The sequence below is a fragment of the Halioxenophilus sp. WMMB6 genome (genome assembly GCF_033283405.1).
Taxonomy (GTDB): domain Bacteria; phylum Pseudomonadota; class Gammaproteobacteria; order Pseudomonadales; family Cellvibrionaceae; genus Halioxenophilus.
In genome coordinates, this window is the sequence record NZ_JAWMQR010000010.1 from 188,265 (window position 1) to 214,109 (window position 25,845).

The 25,845-nt window shown below is 56.5% G+C and carries 25 protein-coding genes; 17 read left to right on the top strand and 8 right to left on the bottom strand.

Annotated elements, in window-relative coordinates; all coding sequences use genetic code 11:
* Positions 1-60: 60 nt before the first annotated feature.
* The gene (locus SBL51_RS20185; protein ID WP_317932952.1) at positions 61-741 is read right to left on the bottom strand and encodes a LysE family translocator; all 681 of its coding nucleotides are present in this window, start codon (positions 739-741) and stop codon (positions 61-63) included.
* A 367-nt stretch (positions 742-1,108) separates the two neighbouring features.
* Here SBL51_RS20185 and SBL51_RS20190 point away from each other — a divergent pair, with 367 nt between their 5' ends.
* The 8 genes from SBL51_RS20190 (at position 1,109) to SBL51_RS20225 (ending at position 8,796) form a co-directional block, all read left to right on the top strand.
* On the top strand, positions 1,109-1,915 hold the full coding sequence (locus SBL51_RS20190) for an ABC transporter ATP-binding protein (protein WP_317932953.1): 807 nt from the start codon (positions 1,109-1,111) through the stop codon (positions 1,913-1,915).
* Positions 1,912-2,691 carry a lipid asymmetry maintenance ABC transporter permease subunit MlaE gene (gene mlaE / locus SBL51_RS20195; protein WP_411860506.1) on the top strand — a complete coding sequence of 260 codons (780 nt, stop codon included), beginning with the start codon at positions 1,912-1,914 and terminating at the stop codon, positions 2,689-2,691. Before SBL51_RS20190 ends, mlaE begins: the two co-directional genes overlap by 4 nt.
* 12 nt (positions 2,692-2,703) lie before the next feature.
* The gene (gene mlaD, locus SBL51_RS20200; protein ID WP_317932955.1) at positions 2,704-3,168 is read left to right on the top strand and encodes an outer membrane lipid asymmetry maintenance protein MlaD; all 465 of its coding nucleotides are present in this window, start codon (positions 2,704-2,706) and stop codon (positions 3,166-3,168) included.
* Between the two features lie 36 nt (positions 3,169-3,204).
* Positions 3,205-3,900: an ABC transporter substrate-binding protein gene (locus tag SBL51_RS20205; protein WP_317932956.1), complete on the top strand. Its 696-nt coding sequence runs from the start codon at positions 3,205-3,207 to the stop codon at positions 3,898-3,900.
* Positions 3,900-4,205 (top strand): STAS domain-containing protein, encoded by a 306-nt coding sequence (locus SBL51_RS20210; RefSeq protein ID WP_317932957.1) that lies wholly within the window; start codon positions 3,900-3,902, stop codon positions 4,203-4,205. The genes SBL51_RS20205 and SBL51_RS20210 overlap by 1 nt, the downstream gene beginning before the upstream one ends.
* 230 nt (positions 4,206-4,435) lie before the next feature.
* A complete protein-coding gene (locus SBL51_RS20215) occupies positions 4,436-5,755 on the top strand; it encodes a tetratricopeptide repeat protein (RefSeq protein ID WP_317932958.1) in 1,320 nt (439 codons plus the stop codon).
* Between the two features lie 605 nt (positions 5,756-6,360).
* Positions 6,361-7,404 carry a ribosome small subunit-dependent GTPase A gene (gene rsgA, locus SBL51_RS20220; protein ID WP_317932959.1) on the top strand — a complete coding sequence of 348 codons (1,044 nt, stop codon included), beginning with the start codon at positions 6,361-6,363 and terminating at the stop codon, positions 7,402-7,404.
* 585 nt (positions 7,405-7,989) lie between these two features.
* On the top strand, positions 7,990-8,796 hold the full coding sequence (locus SBL51_RS20225; protein WP_317932960.1) for a methyltransferase domain-containing protein: 807 nt from the start codon (positions 7,990-7,992) through the stop codon (positions 8,794-8,796).
* Between the two features lie 7 nt (positions 8,797-8,803).
* On the opposite strand, the gene SBL51_RS20230 is transcribed toward SBL51_RS20225, so the two are convergent.
* From SBL51_RS20230 to SBL51_RS20255, 6 genes are all read right to left on the bottom strand, one after another.
* Positions 8,804-9,325, bottom strand: coding sequence for an isoprenylcysteine carboxylmethyltransferase family protein (locus SBL51_RS20230; protein WP_317932961.1), 522 nt, complete (start codon positions 9,323-9,325; stop codon positions 8,804-8,806).
* 235 nt (positions 9,326-9,560) lie between these two features.
* On the bottom strand, positions 9,561-10,412 hold the full coding sequence (locus tag SBL51_RS20235) for an SDR family oxidoreductase (protein WP_317932962.1): 852 nt from the start codon (positions 10,410-10,412) through the stop codon (positions 9,561-9,563).
* Between the two features lie 18 nt (positions 10,413-10,430).
* Complete coding sequence (locus SBL51_RS20240) at positions 10,431-10,997, bottom strand: aromatic-ring-hydroxylating dioxygenase subunit beta (RefSeq protein ID WP_317932963.1); 567 nt, start codon at positions 10,995-10,997, stop codon at positions 10,431-10,433.
* Between the two features lies 1 nt (position 10,998).
* Positions 10,999-12,297, bottom strand: a complete 1,299-nt coding sequence (locus SBL51_RS20245; protein ID WP_317932964.1) for an aromatic ring-hydroxylating oxygenase subunit alpha — start codon at positions 12,295-12,297, stop codon at positions 10,999-11,001.
* A 37-nt stretch (positions 12,298-12,334) separates the two neighbouring features.
* On the bottom strand, positions 12,335-12,793 hold the full coding sequence (locus SBL51_RS20250) for a helix-turn-helix domain-containing protein (protein ID WP_317932965.1): 459 nt from the start codon (positions 12,791-12,793) through the stop codon (positions 12,335-12,337).
* Between the two features lie 451 nt (positions 12,794-13,244).
* Positions 13,245-14,876 (bottom strand): EAL domain-containing protein, encoded by a 1,632-nt coding sequence (locus tag SBL51_RS20255; RefSeq protein WP_317932966.1) that lies wholly within the window; start codon positions 14,874-14,876, stop codon positions 13,245-13,247.
* Positions 14,877-15,611: 735 nt separating this feature from the next.
* On the opposite strand from SBL51_RS20255, the gene SBL51_RS20260 reads away from it, so the two are divergent.
* Positions 15,612-16,142: a DUF6436 domain-containing protein gene (locus tag SBL51_RS20260; RefSeq protein WP_317932967.1), complete on the top strand. Its 531-nt coding sequence runs from the start codon at positions 15,612-15,614 to the stop codon at positions 16,140-16,142.
* Positions 16,143-16,148: 6 nt separating this feature from the next.
* Complete coding sequence (locus SBL51_RS20265) at positions 16,149-17,648, top strand: methyl-accepting chemotaxis protein (RefSeq protein ID WP_317932969.1); 1,500 nt, start codon at positions 16,149-16,151, stop codon at positions 17,646-17,648.
* Positions 17,649-17,854: 206 nt separating this feature from the next.
* Here the strand turns inward: SBL51_RS20265 and SBL51_RS20270 are convergent, their stop codons facing one another.
* Positions 17,855-18,739 (bottom strand): LysR family transcriptional regulator, encoded by an 885-nt coding sequence (locus tag SBL51_RS20270; protein ID WP_317932970.1) that lies wholly within the window; start codon positions 18,737-18,739, stop codon positions 17,855-17,857.
* Between the two features lie 109 nt (positions 18,740-18,848).
* On the opposite strand from SBL51_RS20270, the gene SBL51_RS20275 reads away from it, so the two are divergent.
* The 7 genes from SBL51_RS20275 to SBL51_RS20305 all read left to right on the top strand — a co-directional run bounded on the left by SBL51_RS20275 (position 18,849) and on the right by SBL51_RS20305 (position 25,714).
* Positions 18,849-19,136, top strand: coding sequence for a DUF2218 domain-containing protein (locus tag SBL51_RS20275; protein ID WP_317932971.1), 288 nt, complete (start codon positions 18,849-18,851; stop codon positions 19,134-19,136).
* Positions 19,137-19,192: 56 nt separating this feature from the next.
* A complete protein-coding gene (locus SBL51_RS20280; protein ID WP_317932972.1) occupies positions 19,193-19,594 on the top strand; it encodes a glutathione S-transferase N-terminal domain-containing protein in 402 nt (133 codons plus the stop codon).
* A 119-nt stretch (positions 19,595-19,713) separates the two neighbouring features.
* On the top strand, positions 19,714-20,226 hold the full coding sequence (locus SBL51_RS20285; RefSeq protein WP_317932973.1) for a PepSY domain-containing protein: 513 nt from the start codon (positions 19,714-19,716) through the stop codon (positions 20,224-20,226).
* Between the two features lie 366 nt (positions 20,227-20,592).
* Positions 20,593-22,989, top strand: a complete 2,397-nt coding sequence (locus tag SBL51_RS20290; protein ID WP_317932974.1) for an arylsulfatase — start codon at positions 20,593-20,595, stop codon at positions 22,987-22,989.
* A 23-nt stretch (positions 22,990-23,012) separates the two neighbouring features.
* On the top strand, positions 23,013-23,252 hold the full coding sequence (locus SBL51_RS20295) for a hypothetical protein (RefSeq protein ID WP_317932975.1): 240 nt from the start codon (positions 23,013-23,015) through the stop codon (positions 23,250-23,252).
* Positions 23,253-24,465: 1,213 nt separating this feature from the next.
* Entirely contained in the window at positions 24,466-25,218 is a 753-nt protein-coding gene (locus SBL51_RS20300) for an HNH endonuclease (protein WP_317932976.1), read from the top strand.
* 103 nt (positions 25,219-25,321) lie between these two features.
* Positions 25,322-25,714, top strand: a complete 393-nt coding sequence (locus SBL51_RS20305) for a hypothetical protein (RefSeq protein WP_317932977.1) — start codon at positions 25,322-25,324, stop codon at positions 25,712-25,714.
* Positions 25,715-25,845: the final 131 nt, after the last annotated feature.

A 25,845-nucleotide genomic window follows, 5' to 3' on the forward strand; every position in this document is an offset into this window, starting at 1 on the left:
GGCTGGCGAGCGGATAAGTGTGGGCCGCGCTTGACGTTAATCAGCTGGCCCTAAAAACGGCTAGCGTTGCAAACTGGCAAGCTTTGCACCAAAGCCGATAAAAACCGCCCCGGTAATGGATTTTAACCAGCGGGCAAGGGCCGGCTGCTGGGCCAGCCGTTGGAGGCGGGCGATAAAAAAGATCAGCAGAGTAAACCAGAGAAAATTAATCAGGGCGTGCAACAGCACCAGCAAAAAAGCCTGGCTGGGGTGGGCGCCGGCGGGCAAAAACTGCGGGAAGGCCGCCAGGTAAAAGAGCGAAACCTTGGGGTTAAGCACGTTGGTTAAAAAGCCCTCGCTGACCGCCGCCACCAGTAACCATCGAGAACGATGCCCTCGGCCGGCGGTGGTCTGTTCTACAGCCAGTAGCGGCTGCGCCTCGTCCGGCTTTTCGGCATGTGCCAGTGACCGGCTCTGCCTGGCCGACCAGAGCGACTTGGCACCCAGCCAGCAGAGATAAGCCGCGCCCAACAACTTAAAAATAAAAAACGCCTCGGCCGACTGCACCAGCAGAATGGAGATTCCCAAAATGGATAAACCGCCGTGCACTGCAAACGCCACCATAAAACCGGCGATATTGGCGAAACCGGCGGCCTTGCCGGCGCTGGGCACGGTTTTGGCGATCAACAGCCCGTTGGGGCCGGGCGATACCACCAGTAGAGTGGCGATGGCCATAAAGCTCAGAATATAAACAGCATCCATAGAGTCTCCCCTCCTTCATCGGTTGTTCATTGCACCCCGCTATTATTCCAGCCACTGGCTTCGGGGCCTAGCGATAGCTCTGCTGGCCAGCCCACAGTTGCCGGCGAATCGGCAGTGGTGCTTGGGCCGGGGCGATGGTTTGACGCCTGTAAAATCCCCTCATTTGCGGCACTTCTGCCCGTCCGGTGGGTCAATAAGCGGCGCTGGGACGCGCGGGTTGGGGCCACACGGCAGGCCCCGCTCGGGGTAAAAAGTAGAGAAAAATCTTCAGGGTTTGATCGAAATTTAATTCCCTATTGCCGTCACTCCACTATCATGTGGCCCCCAGCCGGCTAACCAACACCGGCCATAAAAAGTTACGAGCTTTATGACAGACAACTGGATTGAAATAGACGATCTGCACTTCAGCCACGGGCCGCGAGTGATTTTAGAGGGGGTGAGCATCGCCATTCCCAAGGGTAAAACCACCGCCATTATGGGCCCCAGTGGTTGCGGCAAAACCACCCTGCTGCGCCTTATCAGCAGCCAGTTAAAGCCGAGCAAAGGCTCCATTCGGGTCGATAACATCGACATCACCCGCCTCGACCGCAAGCAGTTGATGGCCCAGCGCCGGCGCATGGGCATGATGTTCCAGACCGGCGCCCTCTTTACCGATCTCTCGGTGTTTGAAAATGTCGCCTTCCCCCTGCGTGTGCACACGCAGCTGCCGGAGGAGATGATCCGCGACCTGGTGCTGATGAAACTGCACGCGGTGGGGCTGCGCGGCGCCCGCGACCTGATGCCTTCGGAGCTCTCCGGCGGTATGACCCGGCGGGCGGCCCTGGCCCGGGCCATCGTGCTCGACCCGGAGCTGATCATGTACGACGAGCCCTTCACCGGCCAGGATCCCATCTTCGTCGGCCTCATCCGCCACCTGATCCGGCGCATCAATGAAACCATGGCCAACACCAGCATTATTGTTTCGCACGATATCAGCGAAACCCTCTCCATCTCCGACTATATGGTGGTGCTGGCCGATGGCCGCGTAATTGGCGAGGGCAAGCCCGACGACGTGGTCAACAGCGATAACCCCCACGTGCGCCAATTTCTGCACGGCCTGCCGGATGGCCCGGTACCCTTCCACTACCCGGCGCCCGACTATCGCCAGGATCTGCACCTGGGGAGCGCCGAATAATGACTTTCCTTCAACGCCTGGGCCGCAATGGGCTCAATGTCGCCGCCGGTTTCGGCCGCGCCGGTATTCTCTTTTGGCAAGCGCTGTGGGGCTGGCCCGATCTGCGCGCCGGCCCCGGCCTGCTCATTCGCCAACTCTATTTTGTCGGCGTCTACTCGCTGATCATCATCATCGTCTCCGGCATCTTGATCGGCATGGTGCTGTCGCTGCAGGGCTACACGGTGCTGGTGCGCTTTGGCGCCGAGGCGGCCCTGGGCCAACTGGTGTCACTCACCCTGCTGCGCGAACTGGGGCCGGTGGTGGCGGCGCTGCTCTTTGTCGGCCGGGCCGGTTCGGCCATTACCGCTGAAATCGGCCTGATGAAAGCCACCGATCAGCTGGCCGCCATGGAGATGATTGGTATCGATCCGCTCAAACGGGTGGTGCGGCCGCGGCTGCTGGCCGGGATTATCTCCATGCCGATTCTGGCCCAGGTGTTTAACTCTGTCGCCATCTGGGGGGCGGTGGCCATTGGCGTCAGCTGGCTGGGGGTGGATGCCGGCTCCTTCTGGTCGAATATGCAAAACTCCGTGCAATTTGGCGATGACATTTTAAATGGCATCGTGAAGGCCTTCGCTTTTGGCGTGGTCGTTACCTGGATTGCGGTGTTTCAGGGTTACGATGCGGTGCCCACCTCCGAGGGCATCAGCACCGCCACCACCCGCACCGTGGTCTATTCGTCGCTGGCTGTGCTGGCAATGGATTTTCTGTTAACCGCTGTCATGTTTGGCGTTTAGGAGCCAGTAGCCATGTACTCTCGCAAAGTTGAAATTATCGTCGGCGCATTTATTTTACTGGGCGTCATCGCCCTCGCCTTTTTAGCCATTCAGGTGAGCGGCCTGTCGGTGAGCAGCAGCGCCCGCGAAACCTACCACATCAGTGCCCGCTTCAATAATGTCTCCGGCCTGGCGCCGCGCGCCAAGGTGAGCATCGCTGGCGTTACCGTCGGCCAGGTCACCGCCATTCATCTCGACCCGGTCAGCGTGCGCGCGGTGGTCGATATGTCGATTCGCAAAGAGGTCGACTACATCTCCAGCGACAGTATCGCCGCCATTAAAACCGCCGGTGTTTTGGGTGAGCAGTACGTCAGTATCTCGGTCGGTGGCGCCGACGAAATATTGTCCGATGGCGGTGTCATAACCGATACCCAATCGGCCCTGGTGCTGGAAGATCTGATCGGCAAAATTGTCACCAGTATGAGCGCCAGTGAATAAGTGTCGCGCCCATTTTTGAGTTAAGAGTAGCTAGTCATGCCATTAAATATTTCTGTTGTTGTCCGCGGCTGTGTCGCCGCCGCCCTCTCCCTGCTGCTGGCCCTGCCGGCGGCCGCGGTTACCATCGATCGCTCCTCCCCCCAAGTACTCATCCAACAGACCACCGATGAACTGCTGGCCATTATCCAGCGGGCGGCGGGTACCCCAGCCGAAGAGCGTGAGCCCTACTACACTGAAATCGAAGCCGTGCTCAACCAGGTGATCGACCGCGACTACTTTGCCCGCGGCGTGATGGCCACCTACGGCAGCGCCCGCCTCTACCGCAGCCTGGCCACCGACGCCGAGCGCGACGCCTTTAAAGCGCGCGTACAAAAATTTAGTGGCGAGTTGGAAGCGGTGTTGCTGGCCAAATACGCCGACGCCCTGTTTGCCTTTAATGCCGAAAAGATCGAGATCGACAGCCTGCCCGGCTCTGCAGCCACCGAGGGTAAGGCCAACATGCAGCAGACCATCTACGATAAAAAAGGCACCGCCTACAAATTGCAGTACAACTTAAGCCGCGAAAAAGATGGCAGTTGGATGATTACCAATGTGGTGGTCGAGGGGGTTAACCTGGGGGTGAGCTATCGCAACCAGTTTGCCGAAGCGGTGGAGAAAAATCGCGGCGATGTCGACTACGTGGTCGACAACTGGCAAACCCTGATGAGCCCCAAGCGCGAGGTCAAAGAGTAATGGCCAACCATAAGGCCCATATCACTATCGCCGATGGCCGCCTGAGCGTGCACGGCGTGGTCGACTTCGCCAGCGTGGTGGCACTCCGTAATGCGGGCGAGGCGTGGTTGAAAAACGAGGCCCCCAACCAATGCTGTATCGATCTGAGTCAGGTAAGCCAGTGCAACAGCGCCGCCACCACCCTCCTGCTTTGCTGGCTGCGCAGCGCCGAACAGCTCAGCAAAACCGTCACCATCGAATCCATGCCCACCGCCCTGCGCTCGCTGTTGGATCTGGCCGGGCTCGATACCCTGCTTACCGCCTAAACATTCACCACTTGTTTTCAGGGTTGGCTTGTTAAAAAGCCAACCCGCCATGCCTGCCAGCCAAATGTCGTCCCCGTTGAACTGCGCATTGATGTATTGATCAAAAGCTTCGGCGCCCGGATCAAATCGACCTCTGCCTCTGCTCCCTACCAAGGCGCCGTTGACGCTGCGGCCTGCCCTTCAATACCCGCAGTCTCCGACCAGCTAACCCGCTCAAGGAGCACAATAAAATGACGACGGATTTGCAAGGTAACTCACTCACCGGCGCCAGTGCCGACTCGGCCAGTGCCTATCAAAATGCCCTCCACAAACTCAACCTCTACAGTGCCGACCCATTGCCCGATATCGATAGCGCCCTCGCGCAACAACCGGAGTGCGCCAGCCTGCACATCATTCGCGGCTTGATACTGGCCATCGCCACCGAACCGGCCGCCATGCATGACGCGCAAGCCACCCTGGCCGGCCTGCAGCGGTTGCCGGTCAATGACCGCGAACAGTCGCTGGTAGAGGCGCTCGCGTTTATGGTGACCGGCCACTGGCGTGCCGCCGGCCACCACTTGGACCGCCACTCCATGCGCTACCCGCTGGATCTGTTGGCACTGCAGACGGGCCACTTGATCGACTTTTACTGTGCCAACTCCCGCAACCTGCGCGAGCGTATCGCCCGCGCCCTGCCCCACTGGCAGGCGAGTGTTGCCGGTTACCCGGTGGTGCTCGGCATGTACGCTTTTGGTCTGGAAGAGACAGGGGACTATGCCCGCGCGGAGGATTACGGCCGCCAGGCGGTCTACCTGCAGCCGCTGGACTGCTGGGCCCACCACGCCGTGGCGCACGTTATGGAGATGCAGGGCCGACCGGAGGATGGTATCGGCTGGATGATTGCGCGCGAACCCCACTGGAGTGCTGAGAGCAACTTCTTCAAGGTCCACAACTGGTGGCACCGGGCGCTATTTCATCTGGACCTCGGCCAGAACGACGACGCCCTGGCACTCTACGACCGGCAAATCCGCGCCCAACCAAGCCCGGCCGTGCTCGATTTAATCGACGCTTCGGCCCTGTTGTGGCGGCTGCAGCTGGCGGAGGTGGAGGTCGGTGGGCGCTGGCGCGAACTGGCCGAGTGCTGGTTGAATCACGCCGACGGCAGCACCTACCCATTTAACGATTGGCATGCGGCCATGGCACTGCTGGGCGCGGAACAAGAGGAGGCGCTACAGGAGTTGATCACACGGCTGCAACAGGGCGCGGAGCGGGCGGCCACCGGCTCCTGGATAAAGGCGATCGCTCTGCCCCTGGTGCAAGGTTTCGCTGACTTCCAGCATGGCAACTACTCAGAAGCCATCGCCACCCTGTTGCCGGTGCGGCACTTTGCCGATCAGTTCGGCGGCAGCCACGCCCAGCGCGATATCATCGATCTGACCCTGCTGGCGGCGGCCAAGCGCGGTGGTGACCGGGTTACCCTGCGGGCGCTGGCCAATGAGCGCCTGGCGCTGCGGCCCTACAGTGTGATGAGCCGCGGTTTTCTGGCGGCGGTCAGCGCCCTGGAGCAATAAAGAAGCAGTCACGCTTGGGGAAGCTGATTAGCACACTCTGTTGATCCACCGTGTTAACCCACCCCACCGCCGCAGTTCGGCGGCGGGTGGGTAAATTCACTCTGCAACGGTACCCCTGCGGTCAAAAATGAGTTACGGAATCAAAAAGAAAATAGATGCAAACGGTTGTTGCGTGTAACACCATGCCCGGCCATTGGAGTGGGCACCCAAACGCCTGGATCGCCAGTGGGGTGTCAGCGTCCACACCAAGGTCGGGGGAGTGCTTTGAATTTAATCGTGATAGGCGTAGTATCCGCCACTTCTGTTCCGCTAATAAAAGGAGAAGCCCAGTATGATTGCTCTGCCAACCCACCCGGTAAAGACTGCTCACTGCACTCCGTTATTAGCCCAGGTATTTGCCTAAGGTCTACTCGCCAGCGGCGGCCTATTTTTCACGCCACGCCTGCTCGGTCAGCTGGCGCTAACAAAAACAGAGCCCGTCTTTACCCGGTGTCATCGCACCGGGAATCACTACCATGCACCTGCCCTGCGGTTGCCGTGGTTCGTATTCCCTATCAAAAAAATTAATTCAGCAGCTTGCCGGCTGAATGATTGAGATGGGAAAAATGCACAATCCTCTATTGCTCCAACCCTTAGGTTGGCAACCGTTTTTTCAACAACAAATAAATCTGGAAGAGCTGGACCAGGCGGAAATCGCCCGGGTGGTGGCTCACAACCGCAGCGACTACCTGCTGAGCAATGGCGACGAAACCTTCAGTTTGCCGATTACCCCCGCCGTGGCCGAGATGACTGTTGGCGATTGGCTGCTGCTTGAACCCGGCCGGCAATTTGGCCGGCTGCTGGAGCGCAAATCGCTGTTCAAACGCAAAGCCGCTGGCAGCAAAATTGATGAGCAGTTGATAGCCGCCAATGTCGATACCCTGTTAATCGTTTGCTCGTTGAATGACGACTTCAATTTGAATCGTATTGAGCGTTATCTAGCGCTGGCACACGAGGCACAGGTAACACCGGTGGTGGTGTTAACCAAAGCCGACCTCTGCCCCGACAGCGACGCCAAACAGCAGGCGGTACAGAGCCTCGACCCGCTGTTGATGGTGGTCGCCGTCAACGCCACCGATGCCGACAGTTGTGCACCACTGCTGGCCTGGTGTGGTGTCGGGCAAACGTTGTCGCTGTTGGGCTCCTCGGGGGTGGGCAAATCGACACTGGCCAACACCCTGCTTGGCCAGGCCCTGCAGCAGACCGCCGCCATTCGCGAGGACGACAGCAAAGGCCGGCACACCACCACCGCCCGCTCACTCCTTTGTCTGCCGAGCGGCGCGGTGTTGATCGATACTCCGGGCATGCGTGAGTTGCAGCTGGCCGCCTGTGAAGAGGGCGTGAGGCAGGTCTTCGCGGATATCGAAACCTGGGCCGAGGGTTGTAAATTCAGCGATTGCCATCACACTGGTGAACCGGGTTGTGCTGTGGCAAATGCGGTGGCCGCCGGAGAGTTGTCACCACGACGCCTGCACAATTATCAGAAGCTATTGGCTGAGCAGGCGCGCAACAGTGCTTCGTTGCAGGAGTTGCGTGCTAAGGAGAAACGCTTCGGCCGCCTGGTGAAGTCGGTGGGCAGCGAGTCCCGCAAAAATAAAAAAGGTTATTGAATCCAATTGTTCTAGTGCGTGTCTACGGTGGGCCGGGTGATCACCAGCCCACCGTATTAAATTGGCGAGGCTGACTACTCAAAAGCCGAAACAGACAATAATTTTATTCATTGCCCACAGCCCACGTTCCCCATGAAATAAAAATCGGAATCCATGTTGTCATTACAGTGATTTTTAATGGGCACGGTCTCTTCGATTAAAAATCAGTTTAACGCAGTAACACAAACCGTTTTTGTCCCAACCAAGTCCGGCATGCTGCGCGCTACATGGAAGATAAACTGCTCAGTAGCAGTAGGTAATAGAATTTTGTGGAATATTGGCAGTACAAGATTAAGCACAACAAAGTGCGAGAACTGGCAATGTGAGTAGCGTGGGTCTAGCATAGGGCGCACTGCTTGTTGTACAGCGCACACATTAAAACCACAAACCAAAACCCCAATAACCAACAGAAAAATAAAATCCGCAAAACGCTAATCAGCTTAAGTGATAGCCAATAACCTTCGGCTCTAAAAATTCGCTTTCATTGCGCTCGGCAGCCTGGCGGCCCTCTGCTTGCCAGGCTGTTGACCTGCCAGGGAGTAGACTATGAACACACCTGATCCAGCGCCGCAAATCGACGCGGCCCGCGCTTACCAATCCCTCTTTGTTCCGGCACTGTTTGGCCAGTGGGCCGGCGCCGTGGCCGATGCCGCGCAACTGCAGGCGGGGCAGACGGTGTTGGATGTGGCCTGCGGCACTGGCGTGCTCAGCGCCGAAGTCCTGGCACGGGTGGGGGCCCAAGGCCATGTCACGGGGCTGGACCCAAATCCGGGCATGCTTGCCGTTGCCGCCGAACGGTTGCCGTCGGTGCAGTGGCTCGAAGCCGGTGCCGAGCAGATTCCCCTGCCCGATGCCACTTTCGATGCCGTGGTCAGCCAATTCGGATTGATGTTTTTTCAAAACCGCGCGCAGGCGGTGGCGGAAATGGTGCGGGTGGTTAAACCCTCGGGGCGATTGGTGGTTGCCGTGTGGGATGCCATCGAGCAGATACCGGGCTATCTGGCCGAGCTCAACCTGATTGAACGCCTGGCTGGTCAAGCCGCGGGTGATGCCGTACGGGCCCCCTTTAACCTGGGCGACAGGAGCGAGGTCTGTCGACTGGTACAGGCCGCCGGTGGTCGCTCCACCAGAGCCGAAACTCTTCGCGGGCAGGCCAGGTTTGCAACGATTCGCACCATGGTCGAGGCCGAATTGTGCGGCTGGCTGCCGGTGCTGGGGGTGCACCTGAACCCGGAGTTAATTGCCGAGATTCTGCAGCAGGCAGAGACCGACATGGCCCCCTTTACTCAGGCGGATGGTCAGGTGGTTTTCGACATCACGGCGCATATTATTAGCGCGCAGCGGCCGCTGTAAATTTAAATTAATAGTCGCTAAAGGTGGCCCGCATAATTTTCTCCTCGCGCACAATGCGCAGCGCCAGGGAAATTAAATAGAGCGGAAAAATTGTCAGCAACACCCAGTAGGCCTTCAGCACCAGCGCCAGGCCAATCAGCTCAGGAATAATATTGAGAAAATAGTTGGGGTGGCGCACGTGGCTAAACAGCCAGCTTTTATTGAGCGTGTGGCCCTTGGCGATATAGAGCTTTACCGTCCAGATGGGCGACAACACCCGAATAATATAAAACAGCACCGCCATGGCCAGCAGATAAATAATGGCGCCGGTCAGGGCCACGCCGTCAAACTGCACCCCCTTCAGCCACCCCTCCGCCAGGGCCGCAAGATAAAACAGCGCGTGTAGTGCCGCCAATATCTTGGTGTTGAGTGGGTCGTACTCCTCGGCGCCGCTCTGTCGCAATTGCCGTTCATTTTTAACGGAGATGGCCAGAGTAATCAGCCTTAGGGTGGCAAAAACAATAAACAGTGCAAGGCTCAGTTTGCTCATGGGTTCTCGTCCGGTTGAGAAAATTAGCGCGGGGATAAATGGGCTGCAGAATAGGTAATCGTTGAGCGGGAGGCAACGGTTAACGGCCGCACCCAGCGACCGCAAGGGCAGTAGCGTGATGAGGCCTGCAGATTTTTTGCTGGCAAGCTGCCACCGCTGTTAGCAACGGTGGCTGGGCCAGTGGTTGTAGGTGCCGCTTGCGGTTGGCAGAAAGTGGTAGGTGTTACCGGGCGGCTCACGCCTGGCTTTTTTGCGCCTGCATCATGGCCAGGGCTGCGACAAAGCCGCCGTCCACCAACAGGTCGCAACCGGTAATGTACGAGGCCTGTTTGGAGACCAAAAACAGCGCGGCGTTGGCGATCTCAACCGGCAGGCCATCGCGCTGCAGGGCAATCAGTTTACGCATGCCGGCGTAGTTCTCTTTATCGGCCTCTGCCTCCAACTGGCCCATGGGGGTATCGATCAAACCGGGCGAAAGCGACACCAGCCGTTTACCCCGGCGGCCCCAGGTAAAGGCGTGGTTTTTTACATAGTTGGTCAGCGCCCGCTTGGCGTAGGCGTAGGCAATGCCGGAGTTAGTCAGCGGCTGTTCCGGCAGCGCCGCCAGGCGCGACAACAGGTCGGGCAGCAGTGGCTCCGCCAGTAGTGCATCAATCTCCGGGTTGGGCGGAATCATATGGCCGCTCATGGAGGAGATAGCCACCGCGGCACCACCCGGGGCAATGCGGGCCGATAATTTTTCCAGCAGATCGATGGTGCTCACCAAATCCACCTGTACCATTTGTTGCCAGTCGGCCATGTGCGGCGAGAGCCCCACCGCGTGAATCACACCGGCCAGCTCGGGGGCGCTCTCCAGCTCCTTAAAAAATTGGTTAACCGCCGCCGCATCGCTGATATCCAGCACACTGTAACGGCAGCTGCCGCCCAGGGCGGTGCAGGCCTCGGCCAGGGTTTTTAATTTCGCTTCGTTAAGGTCGGTTAACCACAAGTCGTAACCCTGCTCGGCGGCCAGCAGCGCCGAAGCGCTGCCCATGCCACCAGTGGCGCCGGTGATTAACAGAGTGCCGGCACTGTTTTTATTATTCATGCGCAATCCCTTTCACTCTTAAAAAATGAGCGCCAGGCTCGGTACGGTAATCACATCCCAGTCGGTGATCACCTCGCGCTTAAAGATGCGGAATTCGCCGTCCACCTCTTTTAACAGATCGCGCCGGCCACCGGTGTAGGTGTGGTTGTCGGTACCGCTGTGACTGTAGAACATCTGGAAGTTGGAGTAGACCCGATAGCTGTTATCCTCCAGCGGTTCCACCTCAATGTTGGAGATAAACCGGCGGGTGCGCGGCGCCGGGCTCTCGGCCCAGGCGGTGGTTTTAAAGGGGCGATAGGTGCGCACAAAGGTGGCCAGGTGGCCATCGAAACGCAGGGGTGAACCCTGGCCGCCTTTGGCCCGCTCCAGCTCCTGGTCTGTGCCGAGGAAGGCTTCGGTGTCTTGCAGCTCCGGGTTGGCTTGCGGTACAAACCGGGCCGGCATGCTGTACTCAATTTCGTTATCCACCAGCCCCAGCCACTGTTGAAAACAGCGCTCGTCTAACAGGCGCGCCTCTTTGTAGTAGAACTGGCTAACACGGTTGATCAGTTCCAGGTCGAAACTCTTATTGGCCATTGCACTCATCTTATTGCTCCTCACCAAACATGTCGCCGCGCCAGCGTTGATAAAAACTGCGCGCGTAGTGTTCGTTGTAACAACGGCCTACCACGCCGGGAATTTCCGGGTGCGGTTTCTCCTCACCCATGCCGAGGCCGTAGTAGTAGGGTTGATCGTTCAGGTATTGAATATTGGAGCCGAGGAACTGCTGGCTCCAGGCGTAGGAGTCCTCCTGCTCAAGCATACCGGCCGGGCCAAAGCTCATGGTGTAGGAGGCCCGCAGCTGTTCGCGAATATGGTCCGGCGCCTCTACCGGTGTCAGCCACCACGACCAGTACTCAATCAATCCCGGTGCCCGCGGGTGGCTCACGCGCAGGGTCGACTGCCCCCACAGCAGTGACAGATTGGGGTAGACCCCCAAGGCCATCCCTTTAATACGCGCCTGTTCCGGTGAGAGCCGTTCGGCCACGGTGCGCTCCACTTCGGCGAGATACTCTTTTAATTCCGGCGAGGCCATTGGGTCGTGACAGCCGCGATCCTCCATCGAGGTCTCTTCCGGTAGCAGACGAATGGCGCTGGCGTGGCCGGGGGTGGGCACCACGGTAACGCCGTACTGTTCAATCTCCTGGGCCGGGGCAGAGTCTTGGGCCACCAGCGAGCCGTGCAAAAAGGCGGCGTGGCCGATATCGCCCAGCATATTTTCTACCGGCAGTTTCCAGTTACATTTCAACTGCCACTTATGGGCCGGGCCCACCACCTCCAGGCCGCCGGGGAAGCGATCGAAAAAAGCCTCCATGTAAAATTTCATATCGCCCAGGTAGCTGTCGAGGGACTCAATCTCCGGGTTTAAACTGGCGAAGATTAAGCCGAAGGCGGTCTCCACCCGCGGCACCGCTTTTAAGCTCAACGCCGCGCGATCGATTTTGTGGCCCAGTGGCTGCGCCTGGGGAATACCCACCAGTTCGCCGGTGGGACGGAAAGACCAAGTGTGGTAGGGGCAGACAAAACGTGCGGTGTTACCCTGGTCGGCGCGGCAGACGCGCAGGCCACGGTGGGGGCAACTGTTGATGCTTACCGCAATTTTGCCATCGGCACCGCGGGCGACAATTACCGGAATTTCGCCCATATAAGCAGAGACAAAATCCCCCGGCTTTTTCAGCTGGCTTTCGTGGGCCAGGTAGAGCCAGTTCTTTTCAAAAATGCGTTTCTGTTCGCGTTGATAGACCGCCTCGCTGCTAAACACCTGGCGGCTAACGTGACTGTAGTCGGCCGCCAACAGCTGCTCGGCCGTTAGCCGCGGGTCATCTAATTGGACGATGGTATTCATGTCTCTCCTCCTCCGTTTGGGGGCGAAATTTAATTAATTATTCTTGTTGCTGTTTTTCAAAGTCTTCGATGATGCGGCGCAGTTTTTTAATGTCTTTCAGCATCCGCTGGCACATCTTCAGGTCGCTTTCGGTTAATAGGGAATCGACAATATTCACCAGCTTGCCGCCCAGTTGATTTTCAAACTCCTTGCCCTTGTTGGTGGCAGAGAGCAGCGGTGAGGTTTTGTGGTCGGGGTTGGGTTGCTTATCAATCAGCTGTAACTCCAGCAGGCGGTTCACCGCCCGCTGCACCACCTGCCGTGGGTGGCCGACGTGACGGCTCACCTGCGAGGCGGTCATGGGCGCGTCGGATTCGCTGATCATAATCAGCACCAGCCGCTCCAGCCGGGTAAGGGAGGTGCTGCCCACGGCATCGGTGAGAATAAACTGGGCACTGTCTTTGAGCCGTATCGACTCCTCAATCAGTGCCACCAGGGGGTTATCTTTAATGCTCATACTGCGTGGTTTACCTGTTGCAACAGCTTAAAGAACAACTGCAAAGAGTAGTGCCGCCAATGGCTTGGAAAAAAATGGCGGGCAGGCCAATCGAGCACCTACCCGCCGTTGCCAACTGCTTTTTTTATAATTTTTAGTGCGACAAATTGCTTAATTGTGACCCTTTGGAAATATGTCACCTATGTTTCAAGTTGTCACATAGGTGACAGATTGGGGGATTCTGCCAGCCAATGGAGCGTGCGTCAACTAATGCTATCTGGCCGCAGCTGCCGGTGGACAGACGGAAGGATTGCGAGCCTGTGCGGGCGCGGCACCATACAGAGCGTTAATAAAGTGCTGGGCGATGAGCGGAAAGGTATTCAGAGGGAGCAAAAAAAAGCGCCATTAGGGGGATTAAAAATGGCGCCAAAGGAGATCAACGTGGCAACCTAAGCCGGCTGCCACGCCTCGGTTAGCAGAGCTGCAGCTGATGACGGCCGTTCATTGCCGGGCCGGTTGGCTGAACGGCAGCGTGGAAAATAGCGGATGCCGATGGCCAGCCAATCGGCGGTTGCATCTGAGCCGCCAGCAGGAAGTTGTGTGCCGTCATGGGTTTACCAAAAAACCATCCCTGGCCAAATTGCACTCCAATATCCAACAGCAGCTGGTACTGAGCCTCGGTCTCTATCCCTTCGGCCACCATCTGCAGGTTGAGTTTGTTGGCGATATCAACAATGTGTGGAATCAGCGAAGTCTTCAGTCCCTTGGTTTCAATATCGCTGACAAAACTGCGGTCGATTTTTAGGTAGTTGCAGTTAAGGTTATCGACGTGGGCCAGGCTCGAGTAACCGGTGCCGAAATCGTCGATCGAGAGCGAGAAGCCGGCCTCGGCCAACTCCCGCAAAATCTCCTTGGCAAAACTGTGCTCCAGAAATTCATCTTCGGTAATTTCCAAGGTGATGTTAAAACGGCTGGTCACCAGCGGTGTCATGGTCAGCAGCTCGCGTACGGCGCCGCTCTCAATATCGGCCGGGCAGATATTCAGGCTCACCTTAAAACCATCGGGCAGGTTAGTGTCGCTGTTGAGGTCGGTTAATACGGTATTGATCATCTGCCGGGTAAAGGCCCAGGTGAGCTTCTGCCGTTTCAGTTCCGGGAAAAAATCCGCCGGTGAGAGAAAGCCGGCCCGGTCGGCAAAGCGGGCCAACACTTCACAGCCAATAATCTGTTGCGACTGCATATCGACAATCGGTTGGTAGAGCCAAAAAAATGGGTAGCTCCCCACGGCGCGGCGTACGCGGGCGGCCACCGTGTTGCGCGCGCTGATCTGGTGGTTAAACAGGTAGGCACTGAGCAGCCCGCCGCCAAACACAGAGAGCAAAGCCAACACCAGCAGCGCCCGGTTTTGGGTGATGATCTCGCCATAGCTCAATTCGGTAGCCACGCACAGGCCGGTGTGGCTGTCACACTGGTCGCGATAGAGTCCCTCACGGGTCAGCTTGGAGCCGCCGTGGCGGTTGGCGTGAAAGATGGCTGGGTTGCCATAGAGGGTATAGGGTGACCGAGTATCACCGTTGACATAATAAAACTGGAAGCGCCGGTTATCCTCAAACAGCTCATCAAGCCGGCCGGGGTGCAGGCTCAGGCCAATATTACCGCGCGACACGGCCAGGGTTGTGTCATAGATATCGGCAAACAGGGGTTCGCGAATTTTGCGTTCGATATAGACATCGGTGCCGTCGGCCATGCGAAAGTCGGGTTTGTTGATGGAGGTGCGCGGTGCGTTGAACACGCCCGGCAGTGCGCCACAGTGAACCTTGCCATCGGCAATAAAACCGATATCCATGATAAATTTGGCGGTCAGCAGTGCGCGGCGCATCTGGAAAACTTCCGCCTCGCCGCACTGGTTAAAATGGTGCGCACCCAGGGCTGCGAAAATAGACTGGGCCTCATCAATAACCCGCGCCACCGAGTCACTGCGTTTATCGAGCAGTGATGCCTGCTCATCGGCCACCGTTGCCCAAAGCGTAATAAAAAATAGAGCGCCCACCAAAAGCGCATGGCTGGTGGCGACAAGGGCGGTGAGCAGATGTTGTTTAACCATACAGCTAATCCTGGTCTTGCACTGTTTGGCTTTGGTTAGAGTGTCCCTTAGCCAAACATCCGTGTAACTCTGTTAACAGTCAGCGCGCAGCCGGTCGCTCCCAGGCATGCTTCACTTATTTTCCTAAGAATCCTTACCAAAAGCTGGGGCGCAAGCCGTCAGCAACCGCCCGGGCAAAAAAAGGCCGGAGAGTTTTAAATTTGCGAATCATAATGGTTAAAACAGAGAGGGTCTCAGGCGGTAAAACTGCCGACGGACGCACTGCTGAATGAAGCCCAATCAATTTGGACTTGCCCGGGCCAGCACAGGCTGGCTGGGTAATTGTAGGTATCGTTGGTGTAAACAGCGGAGTGCATGCTAATGGCTTATCGCCAAAAAAATTTGAGCTAGGTCAGACGATGACGCAAGCGGTGTACGACCTTAGTCGAGGGTCGGTGTGGAAAATAGACAATCCCAGTTCCGGATTGCCAAACAGCCGGCGTAAGCGCAGCGCCCGCCCCGAAATTGCACCACCATCTTTTGCCGCAACCACCGCTTGGCCGGGCTTTAGTGCTCCCCTCTTCCGCCCTATTTTGTTGTTTCATGCCCGGCGCTGGTTGGCGCTCCATCACCGCTGGCTAATAGATGATTTTTGCGACAGGGCCCACATTAATATAGCGGTCGGCAATGGCACGAATTGTTAAAAGCTATAGAGCATCTATACTCAGGTCATTTGTTAGTGAGTGGTTACCCCAAGTGAAAAAGTCGCGAAAGCTCTTCGCGTATCTGCTACTGACCGTTTGGTTGAGCAGCTGCGCCTTCGCGTTTTGGTGGTTTCAATTCCAATACCTGGGCCGGTTCGACAGCCGGTTGGCGGCCTTTAATGGCGAGGCGCTCAGCCAGATACATCTGCAGCCCTCTACAACAACAAAAACCGCATTGGTGATGCACTTTGTCGACCCGAGCTGCCCCTGCAGCCGGTTCAGCAAACCCCATATTCGGGATCTGGAAGCGCGCTTCCAAGGGAGTGTGGAGTTCATCAATAGCGATAGCCAGGCGCTCGATCTGTTAGCACTGGAGGTGCCGGCCACGCCCGCCGTCGCCATCTGGAGCAGCAGCGGCGAGCTGGCCTATTTTGGCCCCTACAGTGGTGGGGCCGTGTGTGGGTCGGGTGAAGACTTTGTAGTCTCTGTGCTTAATCTTTTACAACAGGGATCCAACCCCAGCTGGGTCAACTTGGACGCAGTGGGTTGTTTTTGCCCGCTCAACAAACACACTAAGAGGTAGGTGGCTGTGGTTAACGACTCCCCTTTAACCAACCATTTTGCAAAATCCGATGGCCTGATGCTGGCCATCTGTTACGGCTTAACGGTCTATTCACTGGGCTTGGCCTTCTGGTACAACACCTGGCTGGAGGCCATTGTGATCGGCGTTGGCAGTGCCGTTGCGCTAACGGCACTTTATGCCATCGCCAAGGGTACGGCGGTCTGCCGTATCGCCATGGGCGCCGGTTTTATGATCTACACGGCGCTGCACATTCACCAGGCCCACGGCATGATCGAGTTTCACTTCGGTGTTTTTGCCCTGCTGGCCATGCTGCTCTTCTATCGCGACTGGCTGCCCATTGTTGCGGCGGCGGCCACCATCGCCGTGCACCACTTCCTCTTCTTCTATCTGCAGATAAGCGGAGCCGATGTCTGGGTTCTGCGCACTACCGACTCCGGCTTTCTAATTATTCTGCTGCACGCCGGTTACGTGGTGGTAGAGACGGCGCTGCTGATTTTAATGGCCGTTAAATTAAACAGCGAAGCCCGCCAAACCCTGGAGCTGATTCGGGTGACCGATGCCATCCTTGCCTCCGGCGCCATCGATTTAAGCCAGCGCACCTCCGGCGCCACCGAGGTATTAAAGCGTTTCGACCGCTATACCGGTGATGTCGGCTCGCTGGTTAATTTGGTGCGCGACAGTGCCGGGCAGATCAACAGCGATGGCAATAACCTGGCCACCATCACCGACGAAATCAGCGAGCACACCCAGGTGCAACAGCGCGAGACTGAGCTTGTGGCCGGCGCGGTGGAAGAGCTGAGCGCGGCCATTGCCGATGTCACCAGCAACGCCGAGCAGACCGCCCAATCCTCCAGCCAGGTAGACGAAAACGCCCAGCAGGCCACCGCCGTTTGTCACGCAACCCAAGCCGCCGTCGAGCGCCTGGCCGAAGAGATCCGCCAGGCGGCCGGCTCCATTGGCACACTCAACCACCAGGCCACGCAGATTGGTTCGGTATTGGATGTGATTCGCGGCATCGCCGAGCAGACCAACCTGCTCGCTCTAAACGCCGCGATTGAAGCGGCCCGCGCCGGTGAACAGGGGCGCGGCTTTGCCGTGGTGGCCGATGAGGTGCGCGCCCTGGCCCAACGTACGCAGCAGTCCACCGAAGAGATCAACCAGATGATCAAACAGCTGCAGTCGGGCAGCCAGAGCGCCGTACAGGTGATTGAACAGAGCCAGAGCCAGGCGGAAAACTGTGTGCTGAATACCCAAAATACCCTGCATCTGATCGAGCAGGTCAGCGGCGCCATGCAGAACATCAACCAGATGAACACTCTGATTGCCACGGCGGCCAGCCAGCAGCGCAGCGTGATTGGCGAGGTGAGCCGCAACCTGAGCAATATGCTGGACGCCAGCAACCGCACCTCGGAAGATTCGCAAAACGCCGCCAGTTGCGCCGCCTCCCTCAAGCAGGTGGCCGAGCAGCTCAGCGCTATTTTGCAGCGCTTTACAGTGGCGGCTTAGGGTGGGCTGCCAGCAGGCCGGGTGTGGTCTGCTGGCCTGTAACGGCTAGCCTTTGCTAAGCCCTTGCTTTGCCAGCCCGCTTTATTGCTAACCCCTTTCTGTTGTTAACCCCTCTCTATTGTTAACCCCTCTCTATTTCTGACCCCTCTCTATTTCTAACCCCTCTCTTTACCGACGCCTGCCCGGTGTTAAGCCCGCAGGCCACCTCAATCGTGAAACTGCGCCACTATCTGCTGCCGCAACCACTGGTTGGCCGGGTCCTGGTGGTCGCGCCGGTGCCAGCAGAGGTACATGGTGAGAGTGGGGCTGGCGAAGGGTAAGGGGGCGGAGGCGAAGCCCTGCAGATTAACCTGCCCCATGCGGCTGGGCAGTGCGCAGATCATGGCGCTGCCGCGCAAAAAGGCGGGCAGTGCCGAGAAGTTGGGCACCGACACCCGCGCCAGCCCCGCCTCCCGTTGTGCCAGCAGGCGCTGGTTCGATTGTTGGTCGTCAAACAGCACCTCAATATACTCGGCGGCGTTAAAGGCTTCGCTAGTGGTGGGGGCCGACCGCACTGAGCCGTCGTAAAAGCAGGCCATCTCATCATCAAACAGCCGCTGCTGGAAGATATCGGCGCCCTCCGGTGGGAAGGGGGTAATCAACAGCTGGCAGCGGGCCTCACGCAATAGCTCGCTGGAGGGGTTGCCCGAGGGCATAAAGCGAAAGCTGATGTCGATTGCGTCGTTGCGCAGCCGCTGAATCAGGCGCGGGAAGATCAAATCCCGCTGAAAATCATTGGCCGCCACGGTGAACTGCATGCGGCCAATGAGTGGGTCGAACGGGCGTTTGTCGGTGAGCGCCTTTAAGCCATCCAGCACCGCCTGAATCGGCTCGCGCAGGGCCAGCGCCCGCTCGGTGGGGGCAATACCGCGCCCGGCGCGGACAAACAACGGGTCGCCCAGCACCAGGCGCAGCTTATCCAGCAGGTGGCTCACCGCCGACTGAGTAACCCCCAAGCGCGCCGCTGCCTTGGAGACCGAGCCCTCCTCCAGCACCGCCAAAAAGGTCTTCAGGCTGCGGCCATCCAAGGTAGTGAAATCGAAATCGCTCATAATAGTTATGATCAAACATCGGTTTTTTTTAATACCATAACAGATGGATACTGCAATGGCACTCCGGGCATGGGGCCCGGCAGCAAAAACCCATAAAGGACATTGCACTATGCAAACCCAAGCGAATGTAAAAACCGCATCCGGCGAGCTCTACATGAAAAAACTCTGCCGCCACTTCGCCCACAAGGTACCCGCCACCGTTAACGGTGCCCAGGGGCTGATCGAATTCCCCTTTGGCCGCTGCCGGCTCGATGCCACCGGTGAGCAACTGCACCTCGCCATCGACCTGACCGACAGCGAGCTGGTGGAGCGAGCCGAACAGGTTGTTGGCAGCCACCTGCTGCGCATGGCCCCGAAAGAGGCGTTGGAAGTCAATTGGCAGCGAACAGAGCACTAATGGCAACGCGCGCGTCTAAGGCAGACGCAAACCCACAGAGAGCCAGCGGAGACCCCATGAGCGACCAACACACGGCCAAAGCCTACCTGAAATGCGGCTGCCCCTTCAGCTTTAAACTGGTGATGTTTCTGGCCGAGGCGCAACTGCTCGATAAGGTCGAGCTGATCCGCGTGGATGCCAACAGCCCAGAGGAGCTGGATGAGTACCGCGACTTCCTGCAAGCGCAAACCGGCCGCCCGGCCAGCTTCCCCACGGTGGAGATAGCGCCCGGCGATTACATGGGCGACTCCGACGCGCTGATCGAGTGGTTCGCCAGCCAGTACCAGGTCGATGAAACCGCCCTGCCCGGCCTCGCCTACTACAAGGCCAACCTCTTCCCCGCCTATCTGGCCCATTACCGCGAACTGAAAGCGTTAAAAGCGGCTGCCCCCAAGGTGGATAAAGGGCAGGCTGAATAGAGCGCAAGGTCAAATAGAGTGCCGCCAAGGGTTGGCGGCCACAGAGCCGTGGGTTAGGCTCTGCTTCCGGCGAGCCCTCAGGGCTGCATTCACCGTTTCAGTAAAAGGTAATCCGTTAAATGAGCGTTAAAACTGCCAGCACGTTTCGCAAATACCACCGCATGATCGGTTTCTTTATGGCGGGGGTAATGATGATCTACGCCAGCAGCGGCGTGCTGCTGATTTTCCGCACCACCGATTTTCTAAAATTCGAGAACACCGCCCAGCAACAACTGGAGCCAGGCCTGGCCGCCGGTGACCTGGGCAAACAGCTGCGCATTCGGGATTTCAAAGTCCTGGAAGAGAGCCTGGAAGTGATCGTCTTTGAGCAGGGCCACTACAACAAGGCCGATGGCACGGCCAGTGTCACCAGCAAAGAGTACCCAACCCTGGTGAAAAAGCTGGTAAACCTGCACAAGGCCACACCCAACAGCCCACTCTTTTTTATGAACGTCTTGTTTGGCTTAGGGCTGCTGTTTTTGGCCATCTCCTCTTTTATTATGTTTGTGCGCCAGGCGCCGGCCTTTAAAAGCGGGTTGAAGTTTGCCGCTGTGGGTGTGGTGGTTGCCCTGGTGATGGTGATTTTTGCTTAACCAAATCATTGCCGTTACCGAGTAAGAAAAGCAGCCCGTGAGCCGTTGGCAACGGGCTGATCGTTAATTAAACCCCTCTTTATTTATATCTCTCTTTATTTAAACCCCGCTCTATTTCAACCCCGCGCCTGCCGCACGGCGACCCCCTCCCTCGATAAAAAATCGAGTGGAGTCAGCACAGCCTGGTGCCGCTTTGGCTCTGTTCCTGCCAGCGTCACTGCCTCTGGACCAGGGAATCACCGCTGTGCCCCTCTCGCCGGTGGCTGTCTTATGAGTCGTATACATATATTTAGCCAATATGATGCATTGTACTTATCAGTGGTGAAGCCATAGCATTAAACGTTCGTCTATTCAGGGGGATGAGTTGTGCAACCAGGCAAACAAAAAAAACTAAAAGTCTTGGCGCCAATGTTGGCCGTAGCGGTATTGGCGGCTTCGGCGTTGGTGCAGGCGCAGACGTCAGAACAGGCCTCGGTGGCCGCGCAGGCAGAAACCGTCCCTGCCGGTGGCCTGTGTGCCAGAGTGCCGGCGCCCTTCGCCGGCACCGCCGGCAGCTATCTGCCCGGCTCACAGGAGAGCTGGCCGGAGGATGTTCGGCCGGGCAAGGAGGCACCCAATATCCTCATCTGGTTGATTGACGATGCCGGCTTTGGCCTGACCAGCACCTTTGGTGGGCTGGTCGAAACCCAAACACTGGATAGCCTGGCGGAGCATGGCCTCGCCTACACCAATTTCCACTCAACACCGCTCTGCTCGCCGTCGCGCGCCGCGCTGCTCACCGGCCGCAATCCGCACTCGGTGCATATGGGTTCGCACAGCGGCACCGCCATGGGTTTCCCCGGTTACGACGGCTATGTACCCCCCTCGGCGGCGACCACCGCCAAGGTGCTCAGCAACAGCGGCTACGGCACCATCGCCCTGGGCAAATGGGATCACACCCCCTTTAAACAGCTGACGCCGGCCGGCCCGTTTAATTTGTGGCCGCTGGGCCAGGGCTTCGACCACTTCTACGGTTTTATGTGGCACGACACCGACCACTTCGAGCCCACGCTCATCCGCGACAACTCCATCATCACCGAGCCCAACCCGGGCGAGGAGTACTACTTCACCACCGATATGGCCGACCAGGCCATCGCCTATATCAACAGCCTGCACTCGGTCGACCCGCAACGGCCCTTCTACATGTACTGGGCAACCGGCGCGGTGCATTCACCGCACCAGGCCAGCGAAAAGTGGCGAAACTATTATCGCGGCCGCTTTGATATGGGCTGGGATGCCTACCGCCAGGCGGTGCTGCAACGCCAGAAAACCCTGGGCATAGTGCCGGAGCAGACCGAGTTGGCCGCCATGCAGGTTGACCTGCCCGCCTGGGAGACGCTGGATGAGAACGCCAAGCAGCTCTACGCCCGGCAGATGGAGATCATTGCCGCACAGATGAGTGAAGCCGATAACGAGTTTGGCCGAATTATTGAGGCGCTGCGCCAAAACGGCGAGTTGGATAACACCCTTATTATTGTCACCTCCGACAATGGCGCCAGTGCCGAAGGCGGTATCGAAGGTGCCTTTATGGAGTCGGCGCGCAGTTACGGCCAGTCGCCGACCATGGCGGAAAATCAGGCCTACTACGAGCAGTGGGGCGGGCCGGAAACCATGCCCCACTACTCCGCGGCCTGGGCCGTGGCCGCCAATACCCCCTATCGCTACTTTAAGCAGACCGCCCACGACGGTGGCCACCACGTACCGCTGGTGATCTCCTGGCCGAAAGGCATTCAAGCGCCCGGCATTCGCAACCAATACAGCTACATTGCCGACCTCTCGCCCACCATTTTGCAGGCCGCCGGAGTGGCCGCGCCGGTCTGTGTCGACGGCGTGCCGCAGCAGCCCATCGATGGCATTGCCCTGAACTACAGCTTCAACGAGCCCAATGCCGCCGAGCGGCGCACCACCCAATACTATGAGTTATGGGGTAATCGCGGCATCTACCACGACGGCTGGAAAGCGGTGGTGCTGCACAAAGCGCGCGCCTGGGATATTCAGGCCGGCGTGCCGTTTGAGCAGGATAGCTGGCAGCTGTTTAATGTGCGCAACGACCCCGGCGAAACAACCGACCTGGCCGCCCAGCAGCCAGAAAAACTGGCCGAACTGCAGGCACTGTATGACGAAGAGGCCAAGCGCTACAACGTCTACCCGCTGGCTGATTTAGGTGCGCGCAACAAAGCCCGCAGCGGGCAGTTCTACCGCATGGGTGACAGTCGCGATGTCTACCACTATCGCCAACCCGGCATCAGTGCCATGTCGGAACTGGCCGGCCCGGCGTTGATTATGCGCAGCTACACCCTCAGTGCCGAGTTCACCGCCAGCAAAGGTGACCAAGGTGTGCTGGTGGCCGCCGGCGGGGTAGAGAGCGGTTATTCGCTCTATTTGAAAAACGGCAAAATTCACTACGACTACAGTGAATTTGGCAAGCAGCTGCTAACGCTCAGCGACTCGAAAAAACTGCCGGCCGGCCCAGCCAAAGTGGAACTGCAATGGACACAAAAAAGCCGCACCGGTGGCGAGATGAAACTGGTTGTTAACGGCCGCGAAGTCGCCCTTGGCGAGACCGATATTCACGTCTTTGGCACCCACGGCAGTAACGAGCTGTTTAACATCGGCCTGGATAGTGGTGCGCCAGCGAGCCTTGCTTATAAAGCGCCATTTAAATTCACGGGCACTATAGACGATGTGGTGATCAGCCTGGGGCCTAGGCTGCAAAGGCATTAATGTTTAAATAGGTGGGTAAGTAAATGCTGACCGCATTAGGAAAAAATAGCTATAAATTAAACACAGGCGCTATTTATAAAATAAAAACCTTCCGTCCAATCCGCCATCCGCCATCCGCCATCCGCCATCCGCCATCCGCCATCCGCCATCCGCCATCCGCCATTCGCCATCCGCCATCCGCTCTAGCCGCTAACCCACTCGGCCCTAAGCTAATTGACGCTGCTCTCTCCAATATTGATGATCCACACTCCAACGTTGCTTAGCGGTAGGCCATTATGGGTAATCAAAAGGCGACCCTTGGTGTGCTACAGCCTCTTAACGACACTCCAATTCAGGCAAGGGTGGCTTAAAGTGAGCGCGCCTGTGCATAGCTTCTTGGCCATGGCCATCGGATTGCGCGTTAAATAGCAAACGGGGAAGGCCGGCCAGCGACTGTTGCGGCCGAGCTACTAATTTTTGAGAGAGCTGTGGATAATCAGGCGCGCTAAAGGACTAAATTACCCGGTGGTGAGGAGTTGATTGGTCAACGCCCGGGAAATTATCCACCGCGCCCTCGAAAAATAGGTCGTCCTTCTCGAACCAGACTTCGCCATTCTCAATAGAAGCTTCCTGCGCCTCGAAAAATTCTCCACACCTCACAAAAAATAGGCCGCCGTCCACCCAAAAATTCCCGGCAGGCTGCAAAAGTGCACGGATAAGTTGGGAACGCTACTCAAGAGTCGCAACTGAAATCGAGCGCTAAAGGTAGTCAACTGAGTTGGAGGTGGATCAGGCGAGTAAGTACAACTGAACAGGTCACGGTGAGCGTGGGATCGGATTATGTTTACAAACATTAACTGGAAAAACCTGCTATTTATTACAGGCAGGTGACTGCAGGTTCGAGGGGCGCCAAATTTTTATACCCCTCGTTTATAAAAAGTCGCGAACAACTACGACCATCGCCCCCTATGCTCCAAATTGAACGCTCCTGTCGAAAATAATCTGGCACCAAATAAAAGGTTTAGGCTAAGATCGACTGTTTTTGGGACCGTGAGCTGGGTTGGGTTTGGCTATCTAGAATCGCGTTGGCCGCTCTCTACATCGCAATATTTAGAGAGCCTTGCAGATGGAGAGATAGAAGCGCGCGGCTACTGTTAAACCAATGGTTTCTAAACCATGGTCCATTGTTCGTCCTGAACGGGAAAGGGTGCTTAAGTCGTTAGTACTAAATTTTAGCGTACTGCCCTATTTAAAAGTCTCACCTGCTTTAGAAAGTCAGCAGCTGTAGAGTCTGGTCTCTGTTTTTGCCCAGCTTATTATCATAACCGGGGATTTGCCCCTGTTATTAATTGAACGAAAACTGAATGGCAGATTTTGTTTTGATATTTCAATGGGTTAGGCTTGGCGTTTTAATCCTCCAGTCAATAAGCTGGGGACCCGATATTATAGTAAAGAGGGCGAAGCCCTCGTTTACGGACTGTTATGTGAAATCGTGACATGAAAAACAGATTTACTCATACGAGCAAAACGGATCGAGGCCGCATAAAAAAGAAAATTCGCTCTATGGTATTTGAGCGTGATAATTATCAATGCCAATTTTGTATGGAGAGATTTGATAAGTCTGAGCTTACGATAGATCACTTGGTTCCTTTAGCCAAAGGCGGTATTGATGAAGTTACCAATTATGTTACATGCTGTTTTCCCTGCAATCAGGATAAGGCCAACAAGCCGCTACATGAGTTTGCAGGTTCTATTGGCATTGATATAGAGGCTCTTCCCGTTCATGGGGACCCCGTTATAGACAATCACGATCTTCCGATCCAAATAAGATTGATCAGAAAGAGAGTCTTTGATAAGTCTAGAGGTGGTGGTAAAGCGATAAGTGGAAAATCGGCGCAAAAAAAGCTCGAGAAAAACTATAGGCGTGCATTTTGGGAAACTATAGAGGGGAAAAAGCTAGAATCTGAGTTTCCAAGCTTACCTGGTCAGGTTCGAGTAATAATCCCAGAAATTCGTACTATAGCAAAAGATGAGGTGTCTGCGTTATTGCTTTTAGAATTGGCAAAATCCGCAATAACAAGAAATCTGATAGGAAGTACACTTTCGAAGGATGTGGATGTCATAAAGATAGTGGAAAATATGAAAGAAAATTCCAATGATGAAAAGCTAAAAAAGAGGTTACAGCAAGCGTGGTCGCGATATGAAAAAGAGCTTGTAAGGAGAAAGTTATCAAACTCTGCAAACACATAACAATCACAACCACGTTAGCCCCTGCGGGGCCGGACCTCCATTACAGCGCTTCGCGCTTACATTTCGACCCGTGTTGTGGGCGTTATGCATAAGTTGATCATCGATGATTTGTGAAGAATGTCAAAAAACATTTACAAACCCAGAAAAGTCAATTGATCTGGTATTGTTTGGGTACTGTGAAGAATGTGGAATGAAGTTGAAGTATCAAGGATTATTGAGTGGTTACGTTTATGGTATTGCATTCTCAGGAGTTGGCTTTTACATACTGCTGCTAGGCATTACAGGTGGTTGGCAGTTCATAGTACCAGCGGTCGGTGGACCGTTGATTATCTTGTTTATTATTTGGGTGCTAGTACTAAAACAAGGAAAGAAGAGATTCTTAAACAAAAAAGAATATCGAAGATTTCAACTACCACAAAAAATAATTGGTGTATTTGTTGGTTTTTCGTCTATTTTGGGTTGGTTTTTCTTAAGTGTTGAGATACTGGTTAAGTAATGCATAACAAGCGACTGTGGTGTCAACCCAGTTAAATTTACCTTTAGTAAGCCCAAGCAACATCGTCGCGAACCATAGCATTAAGCATAGTGATTAACTTGCGCATGCAGGCAACGATAGCGACCTTTTTA

What these genes read in the sequence shown, in the direction of transcription:
- SBL51_RS20215 (WP_317932958.1), top strand. Translation starts at nt 4,436, where the DNA reads ATGACGACGGATTTGCAAGGTAACTCACTCACCGGCGCCAGTGCCGAC.
- SBL51_RS20285 (WP_317932973.1), top strand. Translation starts at nt 19,714, where the DNA reads ATGAGCGTTAAAACTGCCAGCACGTTTCGCAAATACCACCGCATGATC.
- SBL51_RS20230 (WP_317932961.1), bottom strand. Translation starts at nt 9,325, where the DNA reads ATGAGCAAACTGAGCCTTGCACTGTTTATTGTTTTTGCCACCCTAAGG.
- SBL51_RS20240 (WP_317932963.1), bottom strand. Translation starts at nt 10,997, where the DNA reads ATGAGTGCAATGGCCAATAAGAGTTTCGACCTGGAACTGATCAACCGT.
- SBL51_RS20275 (WP_317932971.1), top strand. Translation starts at nt 18,849, where the DNA reads ATGCAAACCCAAGCGAATGTAAAAACCGCATCCGGCGAGCTCTACATG.
- SBL51_RS20210 (WP_317932957.1), top strand. Translation starts at nt 3,900, where the DNA reads ATGGCCAACCATAAGGCCCATATCACTATCGCCGATGGCCGCCTGAGC.
- mlaD (WP_317932955.1), top strand. Translation starts at nt 2,704, where the DNA reads ATGTACTCTCGCAAAGTTGAAATTATCGTCGGCGCATTTATTTTACTG.
- SBL51_RS20255 (WP_317932966.1), bottom strand. Translation starts at nt 14,876, where the DNA reads ATGGTTAAACAACATCTGCTCACCGCCCTTGTCGCCACCAGCCATGCG.
- SBL51_RS20295 (WP_317932975.1), top strand. Translation starts at nt 23,013, where the DNA reads ATGCTGACCGCATTAGGAAAAAATAGCTATAAATTAAACACAGGCGCT.
- SBL51_RS20270 (WP_317932970.1), bottom strand. Translation starts at nt 18,739, where the DNA reads ATGAGCGATTTCGATTTCACTACCTTGGATGGCCGCAGCCTGAAGACC.
- SBL51_RS20205 (WP_317932956.1), top strand. Translation starts at nt 3,205, where the DNA reads ATGCCATTAAATATTTCTGTTGTTGTCCGCGGCTGTGTCGCCGCCGCC.
- SBL51_RS20225 (WP_317932960.1), top strand. Translation starts at nt 7,990, where the DNA reads ATGAACACACCTGATCCAGCGCCGCAAATCGACGCGGCCCGCGCTTAC.
- SBL51_RS20300 (WP_317932976.1), top strand. Translation starts at nt 24,466, where the DNA reads ATGAAAAACAGATTTACTCATACGAGCAAAACGGATCGAGGCCGCATA.
- SBL51_RS20245 (WP_317932964.1), bottom strand. Translation starts at nt 12,297, where the DNA reads ATGAATACCATCGTCCAATTAGATGACCCGCGGCTAACGGCCGAGCAG.
- SBL51_RS20305 (WP_317932977.1), top strand. Translation starts at nt 25,322, where the DNA reads ATGATTTGTGAAGAATGTCAAAAAACATTTACAAACCCAGAAAAGTCA.
- SBL51_RS20280 (WP_317932972.1), top strand. Translation starts at nt 19,193, where the DNA reads ATGAGCGACCAACACACGGCCAAAGCCTACCTGAAATGCGGCTGCCCC.
- SBL51_RS20185 (WP_317932952.1), bottom strand. Translation starts at nt 741, where the DNA reads ATGGATGCTGTTTATATTCTGAGCTTTATGGCCATCGCCACTCTACTG.
- rsgA (WP_317932959.1), top strand. Translation starts at nt 6,361, where the DNA reads ATGCACAATCCTCTATTGCTCCAACCCTTAGGTTGGCAACCGTTTTTT.
- SBL51_RS20250 (WP_317932965.1), bottom strand. Translation starts at nt 12,793, where the DNA reads ATGAGCATTAAAGATAACCCCCTGGTGGCACTGATTGAGGAGTCGATA.
- SBL51_RS20235 (WP_317932962.1), bottom strand. Translation starts at nt 10,412, where the DNA reads ATGAATAATAAAAACAGTGCCGGCACTCTGTTAATCACCGGCGCCACT.
- SBL51_RS20190 (WP_317932953.1), top strand. Translation starts at nt 1,109, where the DNA reads ATGACAGACAACTGGATTGAAATAGACGATCTGCACTTCAGCCACGGG.